Raw genomic sequence first — 16,186 nt, 5'->3', positions numbered from 1 at the left:
GACGGTGCGGCCCGGCCGACCCACGCGTTCAGCCAGCTTAGGGGGAGATCGGTCCGGTTGGACAGGTTGGACCACCCCCATTTGGGGATCAGATCAGCACTCGATCACGTTAACTGCGAGGCCACCCTCACTGGTTTCCTTATACTTCGTCATCATATCGAGTCCGGTCTGGCGCATGGTTTCGATCACAGTGTCGAGAGAGACCAGGTGGGTTCCGTCGCCGTGCAGTGCCAGCCGGGCCGCCGAAACGGCCGTCGACGAGGCGATGGCGTTGCGTTCGATGCAGGGCACCTGCACCAGGCCACCGACCGGGTCGCAGGTCAGTCCGAGGTGATGCTCCATGGCGATCTCGGCCGCATTCTCGACCTGGCGAGGTGTGCCGCCGAGCACGGCACAGAGCGCACCGGACGCCATTGCGCACGCAGCTCCGACCTCGGCCTGGCAGCCGCCTTCGGCACCGGAAATTGAGGCGTTGGCCTTGACCAGGGACCCGATGGCCACTGCGGTGAGCAGATACCGACGGATGCCGGCAGCATCCGCTTTCGGAACGAAGCGCAGGTAGTAATGGCCGACCGCCGGAATGATACCAGCCGCCCCGTTGGTGGGCGCGGTGACGACGCGGCCACCGGCCGCATTCTCTTCGTTGACCGCGAGCGCGAAGGCATGCAGCCACTCAGTCGAGGTGTCCCGGTCGTGTGTGGGCACGCGGTCATATTCTTCTAAGCGCATACGTACCGCTGCGGCGCGACGCTTGACCTTGAGACCGCCCGGCAGGGTGCCCTCGGCGACCAGTCCGGCTTCGACACAGACGTGCATGGCATGCCAGATGGCGTCGAGTCCGGCATCGAGCACGGCGCTGCCGTGGATTGCTTCTTCATTGCGGCGCGCGATCTCGCAGATGCTTAGATCGTGCGCGTCGCACAGCGCGAGCAATTCGGCACTGGACTCGAAGGGGAGCGGCTGCTGGGGAGCGGCCACTAAAACCTGGTCGCCATCGTGCCGAATAAACCCACCGCCGATGGAATAGAACGTCTCCTCGAACAGGGCCATCGAGTCGTCGGTGCCAAAAACGGAAATGGTCAGCGCGTTCGGATGCCCGGGGAGCCGGGTGCGCGGTTCGAAGTGCACATCGCTCTGGCAGATCGGGATCGTGTGCCCGCCGAGCAGCGTGATGGTCGCGCCGGTGTCCAGGCCGGACCAGGCCGCGCGCACGTCGCTCGGATCGCAGGTTTCGGGTCGCAGTCCCCGGAGGCCGGCCAGGACGGCATTGGGGGTTCCGTGGCCGAGTCCCGTGGAACCAAGCGAACCAAAAAGTGAACAGCGGATGCGGGTGACCTCCGCCAATCGGCCGGTCGCGACCAGGTGTTCGGCGAAAACGCGCGCAGCGCGCATCGGTCCCACGGTGTGGGAACTGGATGGACCAATGCCGATGGAGAAGAGGTCGAGGGCCGAGACGTACGCTGTCACACTCCCATGCTAAGTCTTTCGGCCGGGAAAGCCGTCAGTGGGTCGCAGACCGGATGCCAGTAGCCGGTGGGTGTGCGGTTTAAATCTCAAGCCTCCCTTGCGGCAACAATGCAGATTCAAGACCTGGTCGGGGCGGCTGCGGTGCCGCGAGCGTTGACGACCTTCCACTGCGGGGTCGTGCCGGTCGAGGACTCGCTGGAGCTGCCGTCGTGCATGACAGCGGTCATCGCGTTGGGCGCACTGGCCTCGAAGGTCAGGAGTCCGGCGCTGATGGTGGCGTCAACCGTGTCGCTGTCGGCAGCGTATGCGGGGGAGAGTGCCAGATCGAGCGGCACGCCGGTGGTAGCGATGATGCCGATGTCTCTGACAAGACCGTGCATGGTGTGGCCTCTGGATGGTACGGGTGCGAGCGCACCAAAGAGCGTGGCCACACGGTGCCAATCAAAGTGAACCAGCACCGCATGCACGAAGGCCGCCTCCGGAGAGACGGCCTTCGTGCATGCGGTGCTGTGAGACTAGTGCGTGCGGAACCGTGCGGTCATTGGGCAGTCGAACGGGTCACGAGCGGCCAAGCCGACCTTGTTGAGGTAGGCGATGACGATGCCGTAGCTTTCGAAGACGCCGGTCTCGGTGTACTTCACGTCGTGCGACTGGCAGTATTCCTTGGCGATTTCCTGCGCCTTGCGCAGGTGCGGGCGGGCCATGTTCGGAAACAGGTGGTGCTCAATCTGGTAGTTGAGTCCGCCCATGTAGGTATCGATGAAGGTGCCACCGCGAATGTTGCGGCTGGTGAGCACCTGGCGGCGAAGAAAATCGACCTTGCTTTCGGCCGGAAGCTGCGGCATCCCCTTGTGGTTGGGGGCAAAGGATGCACCCATGTAGACGCCGAACACGGCCATCTGCACGCCGACGAAGGCGAAGGCTATGCCGAGCGGCAGAAAGTAGAAGATGACGGCGAGGTAGAGCGAGATGCGGGTGACGAGCATCGTGATCTCGATCCAGCGCTGGTCGACCTTGTGCTTACCGAAGACGGTCTTGAAGCCCTGAATGTGCAGGTTGATGCCTTCGAACATCAACAGCGGAAAGAAGAAGTAGCCCTGCTTGCGGGTGACGAGTGCGCCGATGCGGCTGACCTTCTTGGCGTCTTCCTCGCGGAACACGATGAAGTCAGGCTCTATGTCGGGGTCCTTACCGATGACGTTCGGCTGAGCGTGGTGACGGCTGTGCTTGGTCATCCACCAGGCGTAGCTGATGCCGACGAACAGGTTGGCCAAGATGCGACCGGCGCGGTCGTTGGCTTTGCCGGAGGTGAACACGGCGCGGTGCGAAGCTTCGTGCGCCAGGAAGGCGAACTGGGTGAAAATGAGGCCGAGGGCTGCGGCGATAATCAGCTGGTACCAGGTGTCACCGAGCAGAACGAAACCGGCAACAGCACCGCCCGTGGCGACGACGAGGATGGAGAATACCGTCCAGTAGAAACCGGTGCGACGGCCGAGCAGGCCCAGATTGCGCACGGTGTGCAGCAGTGCGGAATATTCGGTTGTAGGGTTCTTGGTGTCTCCACCCGGGCGGGTCCTGATGATACGGACCGAGGGTGCGGCTAGCGATTCCGACATGAGGCCTTAGTGGATCGGGACTTCTCAGTCGGGACGTGAGCAATTACTCGTCGTGCAGATAATGGTTATTCTACGTTCGTCCGACCCCGGTTTGCGCTTCATTCACACAGCATTCCCAGTCAGTATATGCCAAAAATGGAATGTATTCGACCGATCTATCGCCAACTTGGCATCCAAATGTGAAGTTGCCAAAACTCCAGTGACGTCTGCATTCCGGTCCACACCGGGAAGAAGAACGCCGTGAGCAGCAGGCCGACGCCGAGGCCGACGAGGACCGCCCGAAGAGCCCCAGGCCGCGGTTTGGGGTCGTATTCCGGTACCTGCGAATGTGCTGAATGCCTCCGTTCTGGCCGCGCCTGGTCGGGAATTTGCTTCAGCACCAGCCCAATGACGAAGGTGAGCCCGAGCAGCAGGTACGGTTCGAAGGCGATCGTATAAAACTGAAAAACCGTGCGGTTCAGGTACATCAACCATGGGAGGTAGCCGGCGACCATGCCCATCAGTATGAAGCCGACCCGCCATTCCCGATACCGAGCCAGCCGGTAGACGAGGTAGAACAGTGCTGCTGTCGCCGCCCACCAGATGAGAGGGTTGCCGACGGAAGTGATGGCCTCAGAGCAGCTCTGCAGCTGGCAGCCGAATTCACCCGAGCTGGAACCGCGGTAGTACATACTGGTCGGTCGAATCATGAACAGCCAGGTCAACGGGTTTGCCTGGTACGGATGCGGTGTGGCGAGTCCCACGTGATAGGTGTACGCAGCCGCCTGGTAGTGCCAAAAGCTTTGCAGGGTATTCGGAACCCAGGCGAACGGACCGGTCCAGGCGGCCCCCGCCCCGTCTGCCCAGTCACGGTAATATCCCCCGCGCGTGACAAACCAGCCGGTCCAGGAAACCAGGAACGTCGTGACGGCAATCGGAACCAGCAGCAGAAACGTGACCGGAGCCTGTTTGAGAATGGCGGCGCTAAGCCAGAACGCCACGCCATTGCGGCGACGGGCCAGCGCGTCGACGACGACGAGGTAAATGCCGAACGCGGCGAGAAAATAGACGCCGGACCATTTCACCGAGCTGGCCAGACCGAAGGCAAGGCCGGCGGTGAGCAGCCACGGCCGCCACCACAGCGCCGGACCCCAGCCCTGCTCGCGGAGCCCGGCCAGCCGGCTGGCGAGTCGAGTCGCGTGCCATTCGCGGTCCAGCAGAATTGCCCCGAAACCGAGCAGGGCGAAGAACATCACGAAGTTGTCGAGCAACGCAACGCGGCTCATGACGATGGCGTGCCCGTCGATCGCGAGCAGAAAACCGGCGATCAGGGCGAGCAGGCGGGACTGAAACAGCTTCTGCGCCACGAGCATGATGAATACGACCGCGAGCACCCCCACCACGACCGTCGCCAGCCGCCAGCCCCACGGGTTGTCGGGGCCAAGCAGATTCATGCCGAGCCCGATGAGCCATTTTCCGATCGGCGGATGCACGACAAAGGACGGGTCGGTCGTGAAGATGTCGGTGTGGCCGGCTTCGAACTGAACGTTGGCGTCTTCCGGCCAGGTGGACTCGTAGCCGTTATTGAACAGGCTCCAGGCGTCCTTGACATAGAAGGTCTCGTCGAAGACGAGCGCGTGCGGTGAGCCAAGATTGCACAGCCGTAACACGGCAGCCAACAGAACCACGGCGAGGTGGGTGCCCCAGCGAACCCATCGACTAGTTGCGAGCACCTGACCATCGTACAGAGCGAGGGAAGAACGGATGCTCCGCGCAGGCTGCGAGAATTGCAGCATGATCATTCTTGCTGCCACCCCGATCGGAAACCTCGGCGACGCTTCCCGGCGCCTGATCGAGACACTAAGCACCATCACCATCGTGGCGGCCGAAGATACCCGCGTCACCGTGCACCTGCTTAAGGCCCTCGGCATCGAGAATCGGCCCAGACTCATTGCTCTGCACGACCACAACGAACGAAGCAAGGCGGTCGAACTGGTCGAACTCGCCCGCGACACGGACATTCTGGTGCTCAGCGATGCAGGCATGCCCACCGTCTCCGATCCCGGCTTTCATTTAGTGGATGCCGCGGTCGCCGCCGGCGTGCAGGTCACGGCGCTGCCCGGTCCGTCCGCCGTGCTGACAGCCCTCGCCGTGTCCGGGCTGCCGACCGACCGGTTCACTTTCGAGGGGTTCCTGCCGCGCAAACACGGCGAACGGGTCAAACTGCTGCGCGATCTCAGCGCCGAACGCCGCACCATGGTGTTCTTCGAATCGCCCAATCGCTTGGCGGACTCGCTGCTAGACCTCGCCGCTACCCTCGGCCCTGACCGCCGCGTCGTGGTCTGCCGCGAACTGACCAAATTCTTCGAAGAGGTCAAACGCGGTACGGCGAGCGAACTGGCCGAGTGGGCGGCGGCGGGGGTGCGCGGCGAGATCTGCATCGTCGTTGCGGGAGCCTCAGTGCGGGTCCTGGACCTGGCCATGGGAGTGACCGAGGTGCTCGAACTGGTGGCAGGCGGCATCCGCTTGAAGGAGGCCGCAGCAGACGTTTCGGCGGCCAGCGGGCTCGGCAAACGCGAACTCTACGAGCACGCGCTGCAGGCCAAAACCGGCGCGATCACGCCGAAACCCGACCGATCGGCCTTTCCGCTGGGTTGATCAGGGAGTAACGGGGCGAGACGCTCGCCCCTCCCCGCATAAGATGAACGCATGTCCGCAGGCTCTTTTTACATCACCACGCCCATTTTCTACGTGAATGATGTGCCGCACATCGGGCACGCCTACACCGAAGTCGCCGCCGACGTGCTTGCACGCTGGCACCGGCAGTCGGGTTGGGACGCCTGGCTGCTCACCGGCACCGACGAACACGGCCAGAAGATTCTGCGCACCGCCACCGCCAACGGCGTCACACCAAAGGAATGGGCCGATCGTCTGGTCGAGACCGCGTGGAAGCCGCTGCTGGAGACCGTCAACATTGCCAACGACGACTTCATCCGCACCACCGACGAGCGCCACGAGGTGAACGCGCAGAAGTTTCTGCAACACCTGCACGACGAGGGCTACATCTATACCGGCGAGTATGAGGGCTACTACTGCGTCGGCTGTGAGGAATACAAGCAGACCACCGATCTCGTCGACGGCACCGGCGAGTACGCCGGTCAGCTGGTCTGCGCGATCCACTCCAAGCCGGTCGAACTGCTGCACGAGAAGAACTACTTCTTCAAGATGAGTGCCTTCGCCGCGCGGCTGCTCGCCCTCTACGAAGAGAACCCCAACTTCGTGCAGCCGGAAGCGGCCCGCAACGAGGTCATGTCCTTCGTCAAGCGCGGCCTGAGCGACCTCTCCATCTCCCGCTCTAGCTTCGACTGGGGCATCAAGGTGCCGTGGGACGAGTCCCACGTTGTCTACGTCTGGTTCGACGCACTGCTCAACTACATCACCGCGGCCGGCTACGGCCAGAATGATGAGAAATTTGCAAGCCGCTGGCCCGCCACCCACATCGTCGGCAAGGACATTCTGCGTTTTCACGCCGTCATCTGGCCGGCCATGCTCATGGCCGCCGGAATTGAGGTGCCCAAGCAGGTTTTCGGCCACGGCTGGCTGCTGGTCGGTGGCGAGAAGATGAGCAAGTCCAAGCTCACCGGTATTGCCCCGAGCCAGATCACAGACACCTTCGGCTCCGACGCTTTTCGGTACTACTTCATGCGCGCTATCAGCTTCGGTCAGGACGGATCGTTTAGCTGGGAAGACCTTTCGGCCCGCTACCAGTCCGAGCTGGCCAACGGCTTTGGCAACCTCGCCTCCCGCGTGATCGCCATGGTCGTGCGCTACTGCGACGGCATCGTGCCTGACGCCCGCGAGCTCGCCGGCGACGACCTCGTGATTGCGGCGACGGAAAAACGGGTGACGGATGCCGCCGGTGCCTTCATCGAGACCCTCGCCATCCACGACGCCCTCGCCAGTGTGTGGGAACTCGTCGACGAGCTCAACGGCTACATCACCCTGCAGGAGCCGTGGGCACTGGCCAAGAACCCGGAAACCCGGGCCCGCCTGGAGACAGTGCTGCACACCGCCGTGCGCGGTCTCGGCACCCTCACCGTGTTGCTCTCGCCGGTCATTCCCATCGCCACCGGCAAGCTGTGGACCGCCCTCGGCGGCGACGGCGCCCTCGCCGACCAGCGCCTCGATCGGGCCTGGGAGTGGACTGGCGGCGCCCAGGTCAGCGCCCTTGAACCGCTGTTCCCGCGCATCGAATCGATCGTGGAGCCGACCGATGCCTAATGACTTGCCTGGGCTTGACGGAGGCATCGACGGTTACGGCAGTGCCATTCGCCGCCGCGAAAACACTGCCGGCCGTGACCTGAGCTACCCGCCGCTTCCCGAGCCGCTCACGATTCCCATCTACGACAACCACACCCATCTCGAAATCGCAGACGGTGAGTATCCGCTCAGCTATCGGGAACAGCTCGACCGCGCGTCGAGCGTTGGAGTGCGGGGCGTGATCCAGGTTGGCGGCGACGTGGAAACGTCACGCTGGTCGGCCGCCGCGGCGCTAATCGAGCCGCGCATGCTCGCTGCCGTTGCCATCCACCCCAACGAGGCCCCTGCACTTGAAGAAGCCGGTACCCTCGACGACGCCCTCGCGGTGATCAACCAACTCGCCAGCCAGCCGCGTGTCGTCGCCATCGGCGAGACCGGACTCGACTTCTTTCGCACGCCTGAAGAAGGCCGCGCCGCCCAGTTTCGCTCCTTTGAAGAGCACATTCGTATCGCTAAGGAGAACAACCTGGCGCTGCAGATTCACGACCGTGATGCCCATGAGGCCGTGATCGAAACGCTGCTTCGGGTCGGCGCTCCCGAACGCACCGTCTTTCACTGCTTCTCGGGTGACGCCGACATGGCTCGGCTGTGTGCCGCGCAAGGCTGGTACATGTCTTTCGCTGGCAACGTCACGTTCAAAAACGCCGATAACCTGCGCGCCGCCCTGATCACCGCGCCGCGCAACCTGCTGCTGGTTGAAACGGATGCGCCCTTCCTCACACCGCTGCCCTACCGGGGCCGGCCCAACGCGCCGTATCTACTGCCCAACACGTTGCGTGGCATGGCTGCCCACCTTGAAACGGATGTGTCCCTGCTCGCCGCGCAAATCACCGCCAACACCGAGCTGGTCTACGGCCGCTGGGATGCGGAGCCCGTCACCGCAGCCTTTGCCGCCCGGTCGGTCGTGCCCGGAACCGGTCGCATCGACGAGCAGAACTCCGCCCCGCCTCCGCTCGGCGGCCTGGCATGACCGGCCGTCACTCCGCGGAGCACATTCCCGTCGCCCCGCGCGTCACGGTGGCAGCGGCCGAACCCGCTCCGACGCCGCAGCTGCCGGCTGACCCGGCCATCCTGAAGAAGCCGACGAAGACCCTCCTCGGCCCGGCCGAGATTCGCGACCTCGCCGAGATGCTCGGCGTCAACCCCACCAAGAAGCTCGGCCAAAACTTCGTCATCGACGGCAACACCGTTCGGCGAATCGTTAAGGTCGCCGCCGTAGCACCCGGCGACACCGTCGTCGAGGTTGGGCCCGGACTCGGTTCGCTCACCCTCGGCATGCTCGAAATCGGCGCCAGCGTCGTCGCCGTCGAAATCGACGACCGACTGGCCGAGCAGCTGCCGCTCACCGTCGAATTGATGCAGCCGGATGCCCAGCTCACGGTGATCCGCGCGGACGCACTGAAGATCACCAAGCTGCCCGGAGACCCCACCCGGCTCGTCGCGAATTTGCCATACAACGTCTCGGTGCCGGTGTTGCTCTACCTGCTGGAGAGCTTCGCATCTATTCGGGCCGGTGTTGTCATGGTGCAGGCCGAGGTTGGTGAGCGTCTCGCAGCCCCGCCCGGCAGCAAGGTTTACGGTAGCCCGAGCGTGAAGGCTGCCTGGTATGGCCATTTTCGCACCGCGGGCAAGGTAAGCCGTCAGGTGTTCTGGCCGGTACCCAATGTCGACTCGATCCTGATCGCCTTTGAACGCCGCGAGGCTCCCCTCGAATCCGAAGCACTGCGCCTCAAGACCTTCGCGCTCGTCGACGCGGCCTTTCAGCAGCGTCGCAAGATGCTGCGGCAGTCACTCTCTGTCGTTCTCGGGGATTCGAGTGCGGCATCCGCTGTCATGACGGCCGCTGGAATCGACCCGACGACGCGCGGCGAGCAGCTGACCGTGCACGACTTTCTCGCCATCGCCCGCGTCTGGACCGAGAACTAGAAGACTTGCACGGCACGGTGCACCAACTTTAGAAACCCGTTGACTCGAAGTTTTGCGCCGAACGGGGCAGCTTGATAGCGTTTCGGTGTGTCAGACACACCGCTGCGGGCTGCGCAATCGGAAAGTCGGGCCATGAATGACCTGACTGCCCGGTGGGCGTTGGACGGCGGACAGACGGTGCTGGCGACGGCTAGCCCGAGCAAAGCGGACCGAACATCCGTTTTGCTCACCCACCAGCGGCTGGGCGACTCCGCCGATGTTGTTCCGGCCAAGGTGGCGCTGCAGGCGCGGCTGGTGGTCGCTGCGTCGATAGCGGCCATGCAGCTGGGCTAGGTTTAACGCATGACGACGACTGTGGGGGCCCCTGTTGTGCACGCGCGGGCCCCCGGCAAAATCAACGTCTTTCTCAAGGTCGGTGCCGTCATGGAAGACGGTTACCACGACCTCGCGACCGCCTATCAAGCAGTCTCCCTGTTCGAAGAGGTGCGTGCCAGCCCCGCTACCGACTTCTCGGTCGAATTCAGCGGCAGCATCGACACCTCCGGGCTCGCCACTGGCGGAACGAATCTGGCTATTAAGGCAGCTCGGGCCCTCGCTCGCAAGGCTGGCTACCGCGGCGGTGTGCACCTCGAGATTGAAAAGAACGTGCCGATCGCTGGCGGAATGGGCGGCGGATCGGCCGATGCCGCGGCCACCCTGCTCGCCTGCGACGCGCTCTGGGGCACCACCGCCACCAAGGATGAACTGCTCACCATCGCGGCTACACTCGGCGCCGATGTGCCGTTCTCCTTCACCGGCGGCACCGCCATCGGCACCGGCCGCGGCGACCAGCTCAGCCCGGCCCTGGCCAAGGGGAAGTTTCAGTGGGTCCTCGCCTTGGCGGATTTCGGCATGTCCACGCCCGGTGTCTATCAGGAACTCGATCGGCACCGCGACCGCCACGCACAAGACATCTTCCCGGCCCAGCATCAGCCGTCTGTCGACGCGAATGTGCTACAGGCACTGCGGGCCGGCGACCCGCACATGCTCGCTGACGTTCTGCACAACGACCTGCAGGCCCCCGCGCTGCACCTCGCGCCGGGCCTGGGCAAGGTATTACAGCTCGGTGAAGAGAATGGCGCGCTCGCCGGCATCCTGTCCGGGTCCGGCCCAACGGTTGCCTTTCTGGTAGCGGATGCCGACAGCGCGCTCGAATTGCAGGTCGCGCTCTCCGCCAGCCGCTTGCGCGTCGTGCGAGCCACTGGTCCCGTGCATGGCGCTCGCTTGATCAATGACTAGCCCCTCCCGGCATAACTCCTGCAATCTGCTGGACAGTTGCGAAACGCCCGCGTCATTCCGGGGGAGCTGCGAAGCATGGTGGCAAGGTACAGAAGTCGTGCTGGCTGATTTGAGGGCTGCGGCGTGCCGTAAACTCGGAGGCTATGGCACATCTTCTCGGGGCTGAGTCCCTGCACCTCGAATTTCCCACCCGCGTCATCTTTGACAGCGTTACCGCCGGCCTCAACGAAGGCGACCGTATCGGCGTCGTCGGCAAGAACGGCGACGGCAAGTCCACTCTTATGCGCCTCTTGGCCGGCCGGATGGAGCCCGACGAGGGCCGGGTCACCCGTCGGCGCGGCGTCACCATCGGCACGCTCGACCAGTCCGACGATCTTGCCTCCGGTCAGACCGTCGGACACACCATAGTCGGCGGCATCGAAGAACATGTTTGGGCGGGCGACGCCAAGGTGCGCGACGTCATCGGCGGCTTGGTTCGAGATATCCCGTGGGACGCCCTCGTCGACGACCTCTCCGGTGGCCAGCGCCGACGGGTAGCCCTCGCCGCCGTGCTCATCGGCGACTACGACGTGATCTTTCTCGATGAGCCCACCAACCATCTCGACGTGGAGGGTATCTCCTGGCTCGCCGGCCATCTCAAGACCCGCTGGGCCGCTCAGAGCGGCGGACTCGTGGTCGTCACCCACGATCGGTGGTTCCTCGACGAGGTCTGCAACATCACCTGGGAGGTGCACGACCGCCTGATCGAGCCTTTCGAGGGAGGCTACGCCGCCTATATTCTGCAGCGCGTCGAGCGTGACCGCATGAGTAGCGTGGTCGAATCCAAACGCCAGAACCTCATGAAGAAGGAGCTTGCCTGGCTGCGCCGCGGCGCCCCGGCCCGCACAGCGAAGCCCAAGTTCCGCATCGATGCTGCCAACGTGCTGATTGAAAACGAGCCGCCGCCCCGCGACACTGTCTCGATGCAGTCGATGGCCATGCAGCGTCTCGGCAAGGACGTCGTCGACCTCATCGACATCGGTGTGAAGTTCGGCGACAAGACCGTGCTGAACGACATCACCTGGCGCATCGCGCCGGGTGAGCGCACCGGTATCATGGGCGTCAACGGTGCCGGTAAGTCCACCCTGCTGAACTTGGTCGCCGGCACCCTGCAACCCACGACCGGCCACGTGAAGCGCGGCAAGACCATCAAAGTCGCCGTGCTCACCCAGCAGCTGTTCGAACTCGATGAGATTCGCAACGACCGCGTGAGCGACGTCATCGGCCGCCAGAAGACGAGCTACATGGCCGGCGGCAAGGAGATCACACCCGGTCAGATGCTCGAACGCATGGGCTTTCTCAGTGCCCAGCTCACCACCCAGGTCAAGGACCTCTCCGGTGGCCAGAAGCGTCGTTTGCAACTGCTGCTGATCGTGCTCGACGAGCCCAACGTGCTCATTCTCGACGAGCCCACCAACGACCTCGACACAGACATGCTCGCCGCCATGGAAGACCTGCTGGATTCCTTCCCCGGCACCCTTCTCGTCGTCTCGCACGACCGGTACCTGATCGAGCGCGTCACCGACAATCAGTACGCGGTCATGGATGGCGACTTTCGTCACCTGCCCGGCGGCGTCGACCAGTACCTCGAGGTGCGCCGTCAGGCCGTTGCCGGTCCGGCAGCTGGTTCGCCGACGGATGCTTCGAGCAAGACCAAGAATGTTCCCACCTTGAGTGGGGCCGAACTGCGCAACGCCCAGAAGGAGCTTGGCTCGATCGACCGAAAGATGGTCAAGCTGCAGGAACGTATTGCGCAGAAGCACGAGAAGTTGGCCGCACATGATCAGTCGGACTTTGCCGGTCTCGGTACCCTCGGCATGAAATTGACCGAACTCGAAGAGACCATCGCAGCGCTCGAAACCCGCTGGGTCGAACTTACCGAGTTGATCGAGGGTTGATGTCGCAGAAGCTGTGACGCAGTGTGTCGAAGCAGCCCACGCGTCGCAGCTTCGGCACGTATCGTTAAGGGGTACCTGCGCAGCCGCGGTACATCGCCCCGCGTGGGCACATCCCCTTGTTTGACTGGTGGGTTTTACGTGCCCGCAAACAGTCGAAATGATGCGTTATTTCGTTTGCGGGGGTATCCGCTGCAGGCAATACCCATGCCATCTGAAACTGAACTCACCTGAAGGAATCATCGTGAAGAAGACTGCCACTATTAAGAGCGTGCTCGCCGCACTCGCCGTCGTACCGCTAGTCGCCCTGCTGGCCGGCTGCGCCGGGGCCTCCGAAGGGCCGGCCGCCGGCACCGACGGCGACGCCATCAAGATCGGCGTCGTCGGAGCAAGCGACCCGTACTGGGAGGTTTACACCGCGGCCGCCGCGGCCGAGGGCATTGAGATCGAGATCGTCGACTTTGCGCAGTACCCACAGCTGAACCCGGCCCTCGCCGCTGGCGAGATTGACATCAATCAGTTTCAACATATCGTCTACCTCGCCGAGTACAACGAGGCGAGCAACGAGAACCTCGCCCCGATCGGTGCTACGGCGATCTACCCGCTCGGTCTGTACTCGACGCAGTACGGCAGTATTGACGACATCGTCAAGGGCGACACCGTCGCAGTGCCCGACGACGATAGCAACCAGGCTCGCGCGCTCGTCGTTCTTCAGTCCAACGGTCTTATCGTGCTGAAAGACGGCGGCTCGATTTTCTCGGGCCTCGACGACATCGACGAAGCGGCCTCAAAGGTCAAGGTCACAGCCCTCGAAGCGTCGCTCACTGTAGCCTCGCTGCCCGACGTCGCCGCCGCGGTCATCAACAATGACTTCGCCGAGAAGGGTGGACTCAAATTCGAGGATGCCATCGCGACCGACGACGCAACCGACCCCCAGGCACTGCCTTACATCAACATCTTCGTCTCGCGTGACGTAGACAAGAATAACGAGACGTTCCTGAAGCTCATCGAGATCTACCAGAACTCCCAGGACGTACAGGACGGCGTAATGGCTGTCTCCGGTGACACCGCCGAGATGGTGACCACTCCGGCGGCCGACCTGGCAGCGTCGCTCGCGACGGTTCAGGCCGATATCAAGGCCGCCAAGTAGACAGCCTCCAAATATAGACATCAGTTCTGGGAACAGCGCAGTCCGCGGGGAGCTTGAGGCCCGGACTGCGCTGTTGTGTTCAGCGCTATAAGTATGAAATGAGCGAGGCAAACGGATGGCTGTAGTTAGTCTGCGCAACGTGGGCAAGGTATACCCGCCCACGACCAAAGACGGCGAGAGCGTCACGGCGATCGACGGTGTCAGCCTTGATGTTGAGGCTGGCGATATTTACGGCATCATCGGCTATTCCGGTGCGGGCAAGAGTACCCTGGTGCGGCTCGTCAACGCGCTCGAACACTCCACCTCCGGCGAGATTTGGGTGAACGGGCAAAACATCGCGGCCCTGCGGGAGCGTGAGCTGCGCCAGGTGCGCCTCGGCATTGGCATGATCTTTCAACAGTTCAACCTGCTCGGTTCCCGCACGGTAGCCCGCAACGTGGCCTATCCGCTTGAAGTGGCTGGTCATCCCAAGGAGCAGCGCGCCGCCCGCGTGGCCGAATTGCTCGACTTCGTCGGCCTCGCCGATAAGGCAGGGTCATTTCCGGACCAGCTCTCCGGTGGTCAAAAGCAGCGGGTGGGCATCGCCCGCGCCCTCGCCACGCAGCCGAGCATTCTGCTCGCCGACGAGGCGACAAGCGCCCTCGACCCGGAAACCACGCATGAGGTGCTCGCGCTGCTCAAACGCGTGAACGCAGAATTCGGGGTCACCATCATCGTGATCACTCACGAAATGGATGTCATCCAAACCATCGCGACCAAGGTCGCAGTGATGGACCAGGGTCGGGTTATCGAGCGCGGACCCGTCTTCGATGTGTTCTCGGATCCGCAACAGGCGGCATCCGCTCGATTCGTTTCGACGGTGGTGAAGGGGGTTCCCTCGCCCGACGAGCTCGCGGTGCTGCGCGCGCGGCACAGTGGACGCATCGTCACCCTCGCTTTTCGCGACAGCGCGGTCGATCAGACGGCCGTCTTCGGCGAGCTGTCGAGGGCGGGCGTGGCATTTGAGGTCGTGTACGGCGGCATCAATGAGATTCAGGGGCGCCCGTTCGGGCATCTGACCCTCGCCCTCACGGGAGCTGATCCGGTTATCGACACCGTGCTCGCGCATATTCGAACGCTCACGACCGTCACGGAGGTGCGCTGACATGGATGCCCTGATCGATCTGCTGCCTGAACTCTGGACTGCCACCTACGAGACGCTCTACATCGTCGCACTCACCCTGTTTTTTGGCGGCCTCGGCGGACTGCTGATCGGGCTCGGGCTCTATCTCACCCGAGCTGGCAGCATCCTGGAGAACAAACCGCTGTTTTTTGTGCTCAACCTGCTCGTGAACTTTGTTCGCCCGATTCCGTTCATTATATTTCTCGCCGCAGCGCAGCCGCTTGCTCGGGCTGTCACCGGCAGCGGTATCGGCAATAACGCGATCATCTTCACCATCGCGCTCGCGGCGTCCTTCGCCATGGCCCGCATCGTGGAGCAGAACCTGCTCACGGTGACGCCCGGGGTGATCGACGCAGCGCGCAGTGTCGGAGCTGGGCCGATTCGCATCATCTTCACGGTATTGCTGCCCGAAGCGCTCGGACCGCTGATCCTTGGCTACACGTTCATCTTTGTCGCGCTCGTGGACATGTCAGCGGTCGCCGGCTACGTCGGCGGCGGCGGTTTGGGAAGCTTCTCCCTACTCTACGGCTACCGGCAGTTCAACCCCATCGTGACCTGGGCCGCCGTGTTGCTGATCATTGTGCTGGTTCAGCTCGTCCAATTCTTAGGGAACTACCTCGCGCGCAAAGCCCTGCGCCGGTAGCTGCCGAGACCACACGACCCTGGTGCTCCGATTAGTCACCCGTCGTTCATCTTCCGGCAACCTGTCAGCCAACTAATCGCAACCTTTGCGACGGAAAGTTCTCGTCTAGCCGGGTTCACTCCAGTCGTCGCACCACATAGACGGACAAGGTGTGTGCTCATTGTCAACGGGAGCCAGCATGCCAGGCAAAAGTCACATCGTGTTCTCGGCATTTAGCACACTGGCTGATCCGCGACTTCAGGGCTGGGCGACTCTTCGTGGTCAAATCAGCGCCGGTTCGCCGTCGGTCACGCCCGTCTCTCGCCCGGCAATTGCCCGGACGTTGCCCGATGTTGCCGCCGTTCAGGCCGGACTATGGCGCCTTCTCGCCCCCAACAATCGAGAACTCGGGCGCAGCGCGTCGGTCTACAGTTCGCTGGGGAGTGCCCGGGCACACGTTCTGCGACTGCAGGGCCTCGTGGCGGAAATGCGAGCTACGTCGGTGATTGGTCCCTCGTCGGGAACCCACGGTTTCTGCATATTGCTGGGCGAAACAGTCGTGATGACCAACGGTCGCTGGTTTGCTGCTGCCGCCGCGAGCCTCGAAGCTGCGGCGGCAACCATCGCGGCATTGGGCGAAGCGGTGGTCATAGCCGATGCGCCCGTTCCACAGAATGGCGGCCCACGCAAGCAGGCAGAAGCGACGAAAATCTTGTCGTGGTGACCCGGCGA

The 16,186-nt window shown here is 63.3% G+C and carries 15 protein-coding genes; 11 read left to right on the top strand and 4 right to left on the bottom strand.

Annotation, left to right across the window (positions count from 1 at the left end):
* Positions 1–93: 93 nt before the first annotated feature.
* The 4 genes from CXY71_RS18145 to CXY71_RS18130 all read right to left on the bottom strand — a co-directional run bounded on the left by CXY71_RS18145 (position 94) and on the right by CXY71_RS18130 (position 4,795).
* Entirely contained in the window at positions 94–1,467 is a 1,374-nt protein-coding gene (locus CXY71_RS18145; RefSeq protein ID WP_104138737.1) for an L-serine ammonia-lyase, read from the bottom strand.
* A gap of 116 nt (positions 1,468–1,583) precedes the next feature.
* Positions 1,584–1,847: a hypothetical protein gene (locus CXY71_RS18140; RefSeq protein ID WP_146072873.1), complete on the bottom strand. Its 264-nt coding sequence runs from the start codon at positions 1,845–1,847 to the stop codon at positions 1,584–1,586.
* Between the two features lie 135 nt (positions 1,848–1,982).
* Complete coding sequence (locus tag CXY71_RS18135; protein WP_104138731.1) at positions 1,983–3,083, bottom strand: acyl-CoA desaturase; 1,101 nt, start codon at positions 3,081–3,083, stop codon at positions 1,983–1,985.
* A 155-nt stretch (positions 3,084–3,238) separates the two neighbouring features.
* Complete coding sequence (locus tag CXY71_RS18130) at positions 3,239–4,795, bottom strand: dolichyl-phosphate-mannose--protein mannosyltransferase (RefSeq protein ID WP_233204719.1); 1,557 nt, start codon at positions 4,793–4,795, stop codon at positions 3,239–3,241.
* A 61-nt stretch (positions 4,796–4,856) separates the two neighbouring features.
* Between CXY71_RS18130 and rsmI the strand changes: the two genes are divergently transcribed.
* The 11 genes from rsmI (at position 4,857) to CXY71_RS18075 (ending at position 16,178) form a co-directional block, all read left to right on the top strand.
* The gene (rsmI, locus tag CXY71_RS18125) at positions 4,857–5,720 is read left to right on the top strand and encodes a 16S rRNA (cytidine(1402)-2'-O)-methyltransferase (RefSeq protein ID WP_104138725.1); all 864 of its coding nucleotides are present in this window, start codon (positions 4,857–4,859) and stop codon (positions 5,718–5,720) included.
* Between the two features lie 51 nt (positions 5,721–5,771).
* A complete protein-coding gene (gene metG / locus CXY71_RS18120) occupies positions 5,772–7,343 on the top strand; it encodes a methionine--tRNA ligase (protein WP_104138722.1) in 1,572 nt (523 codons plus the stop codon).
* Positions 7,336–8,352, top strand: a complete 1,017-nt coding sequence (locus CXY71_RS18115) for a TatD family hydrolase (protein ID WP_104138719.1) — start codon at positions 7,336–7,338, stop codon at positions 8,350–8,352. Before metG ends, CXY71_RS18115 begins: the two co-directional genes overlap by 8 nt.
* 158 nt (positions 8,353–8,510) lie before the next feature.
* Positions 8,511–9,308 (top strand): 16S rRNA (adenine(1518)-N(6)/adenine(1519)-N(6))-dimethyltransferase RsmA, encoded by a 798-nt coding sequence (gene rsmA / locus CXY71_RS18110; RefSeq protein WP_233198463.1) that lies wholly within the window; start codon positions 8,511–8,513, stop codon positions 9,306–9,308.
* 132 nt (positions 9,309–9,440) lie between these two features.
* Entirely contained in the window at positions 9,441–9,641 is a 201-nt protein-coding gene (locus CXY71_RS18105; RefSeq protein WP_104138713.1) for a hypothetical protein, read from the top strand.
* A 9-nt stretch (positions 9,642–9,650) separates the two neighbouring features.
* Entirely contained in the window at positions 9,651–10,586 is a 936-nt protein-coding gene (locus CXY71_RS18100; protein ID WP_104138710.1) for a 4-(cytidine 5'-diphospho)-2-C-methyl-D-erythritol kinase, read from the top strand.
* A gap of 143 nt (positions 10,587–10,729) precedes the next feature.
* A complete protein-coding gene (locus CXY71_RS18095; protein WP_104138706.1) occupies positions 10,730–12,523 on the top strand; it encodes an ABC-F family ATP-binding cassette domain-containing protein in 1,794 nt (597 codons plus the stop codon).
* A 241-nt stretch (positions 12,524–12,764) separates the two neighbouring features.
* On the top strand, positions 12,765–13,670 hold the full coding sequence (locus CXY71_RS18090) for a MetQ/NlpA family ABC transporter substrate-binding protein (RefSeq protein ID WP_233198443.1): 906 nt from the start codon (positions 12,765–12,767) through the stop codon (positions 13,668–13,670).
* 115 nt (positions 13,671–13,785) lie between these two features.
* Positions 13,786–14,814, top strand: coding sequence for a methionine ABC transporter ATP-binding protein (locus CXY71_RS18085; RefSeq protein ID WP_104138703.1), 1,029 nt, complete (start codon positions 13,786–13,788; stop codon positions 14,812–14,814).
* A 1-nt stretch (position 14,815) separates the two neighbouring features.
* Positions 14,816–15,475, top strand: coding sequence for a methionine ABC transporter permease (locus tag CXY71_RS18080; protein WP_104138700.1), 660 nt, complete (start codon positions 14,816–14,818; stop codon positions 15,473–15,475).
* A gap of 178 nt (positions 15,476–15,653) precedes the next feature.
* Positions 15,654–16,178 carry a hypothetical protein gene (locus tag CXY71_RS18075; RefSeq protein WP_104138698.1) on the top strand — a complete coding sequence of 175 codons (525 nt, stop codon included), beginning with the start codon at positions 15,654–15,656 and terminating at the stop codon, positions 16,176–16,178.
* The last annotated feature ends 8 nt before the right edge of the window (positions 16,179–16,186 follow it).

Origin of the sequence: Cryobacterium sp. Y62 (assembly GCF_002929785.1) — a bacterium.
Lineage (GTDB): Bacteria > Actinomycetota > Actinomycetes > Actinomycetales > Microbacteriaceae > Cryobacterium.
The sequence above is the reverse complement of the archived record's forward strand: the minus strand, read 5'-3'. Positions and strand labels throughout refer to the sequence as shown.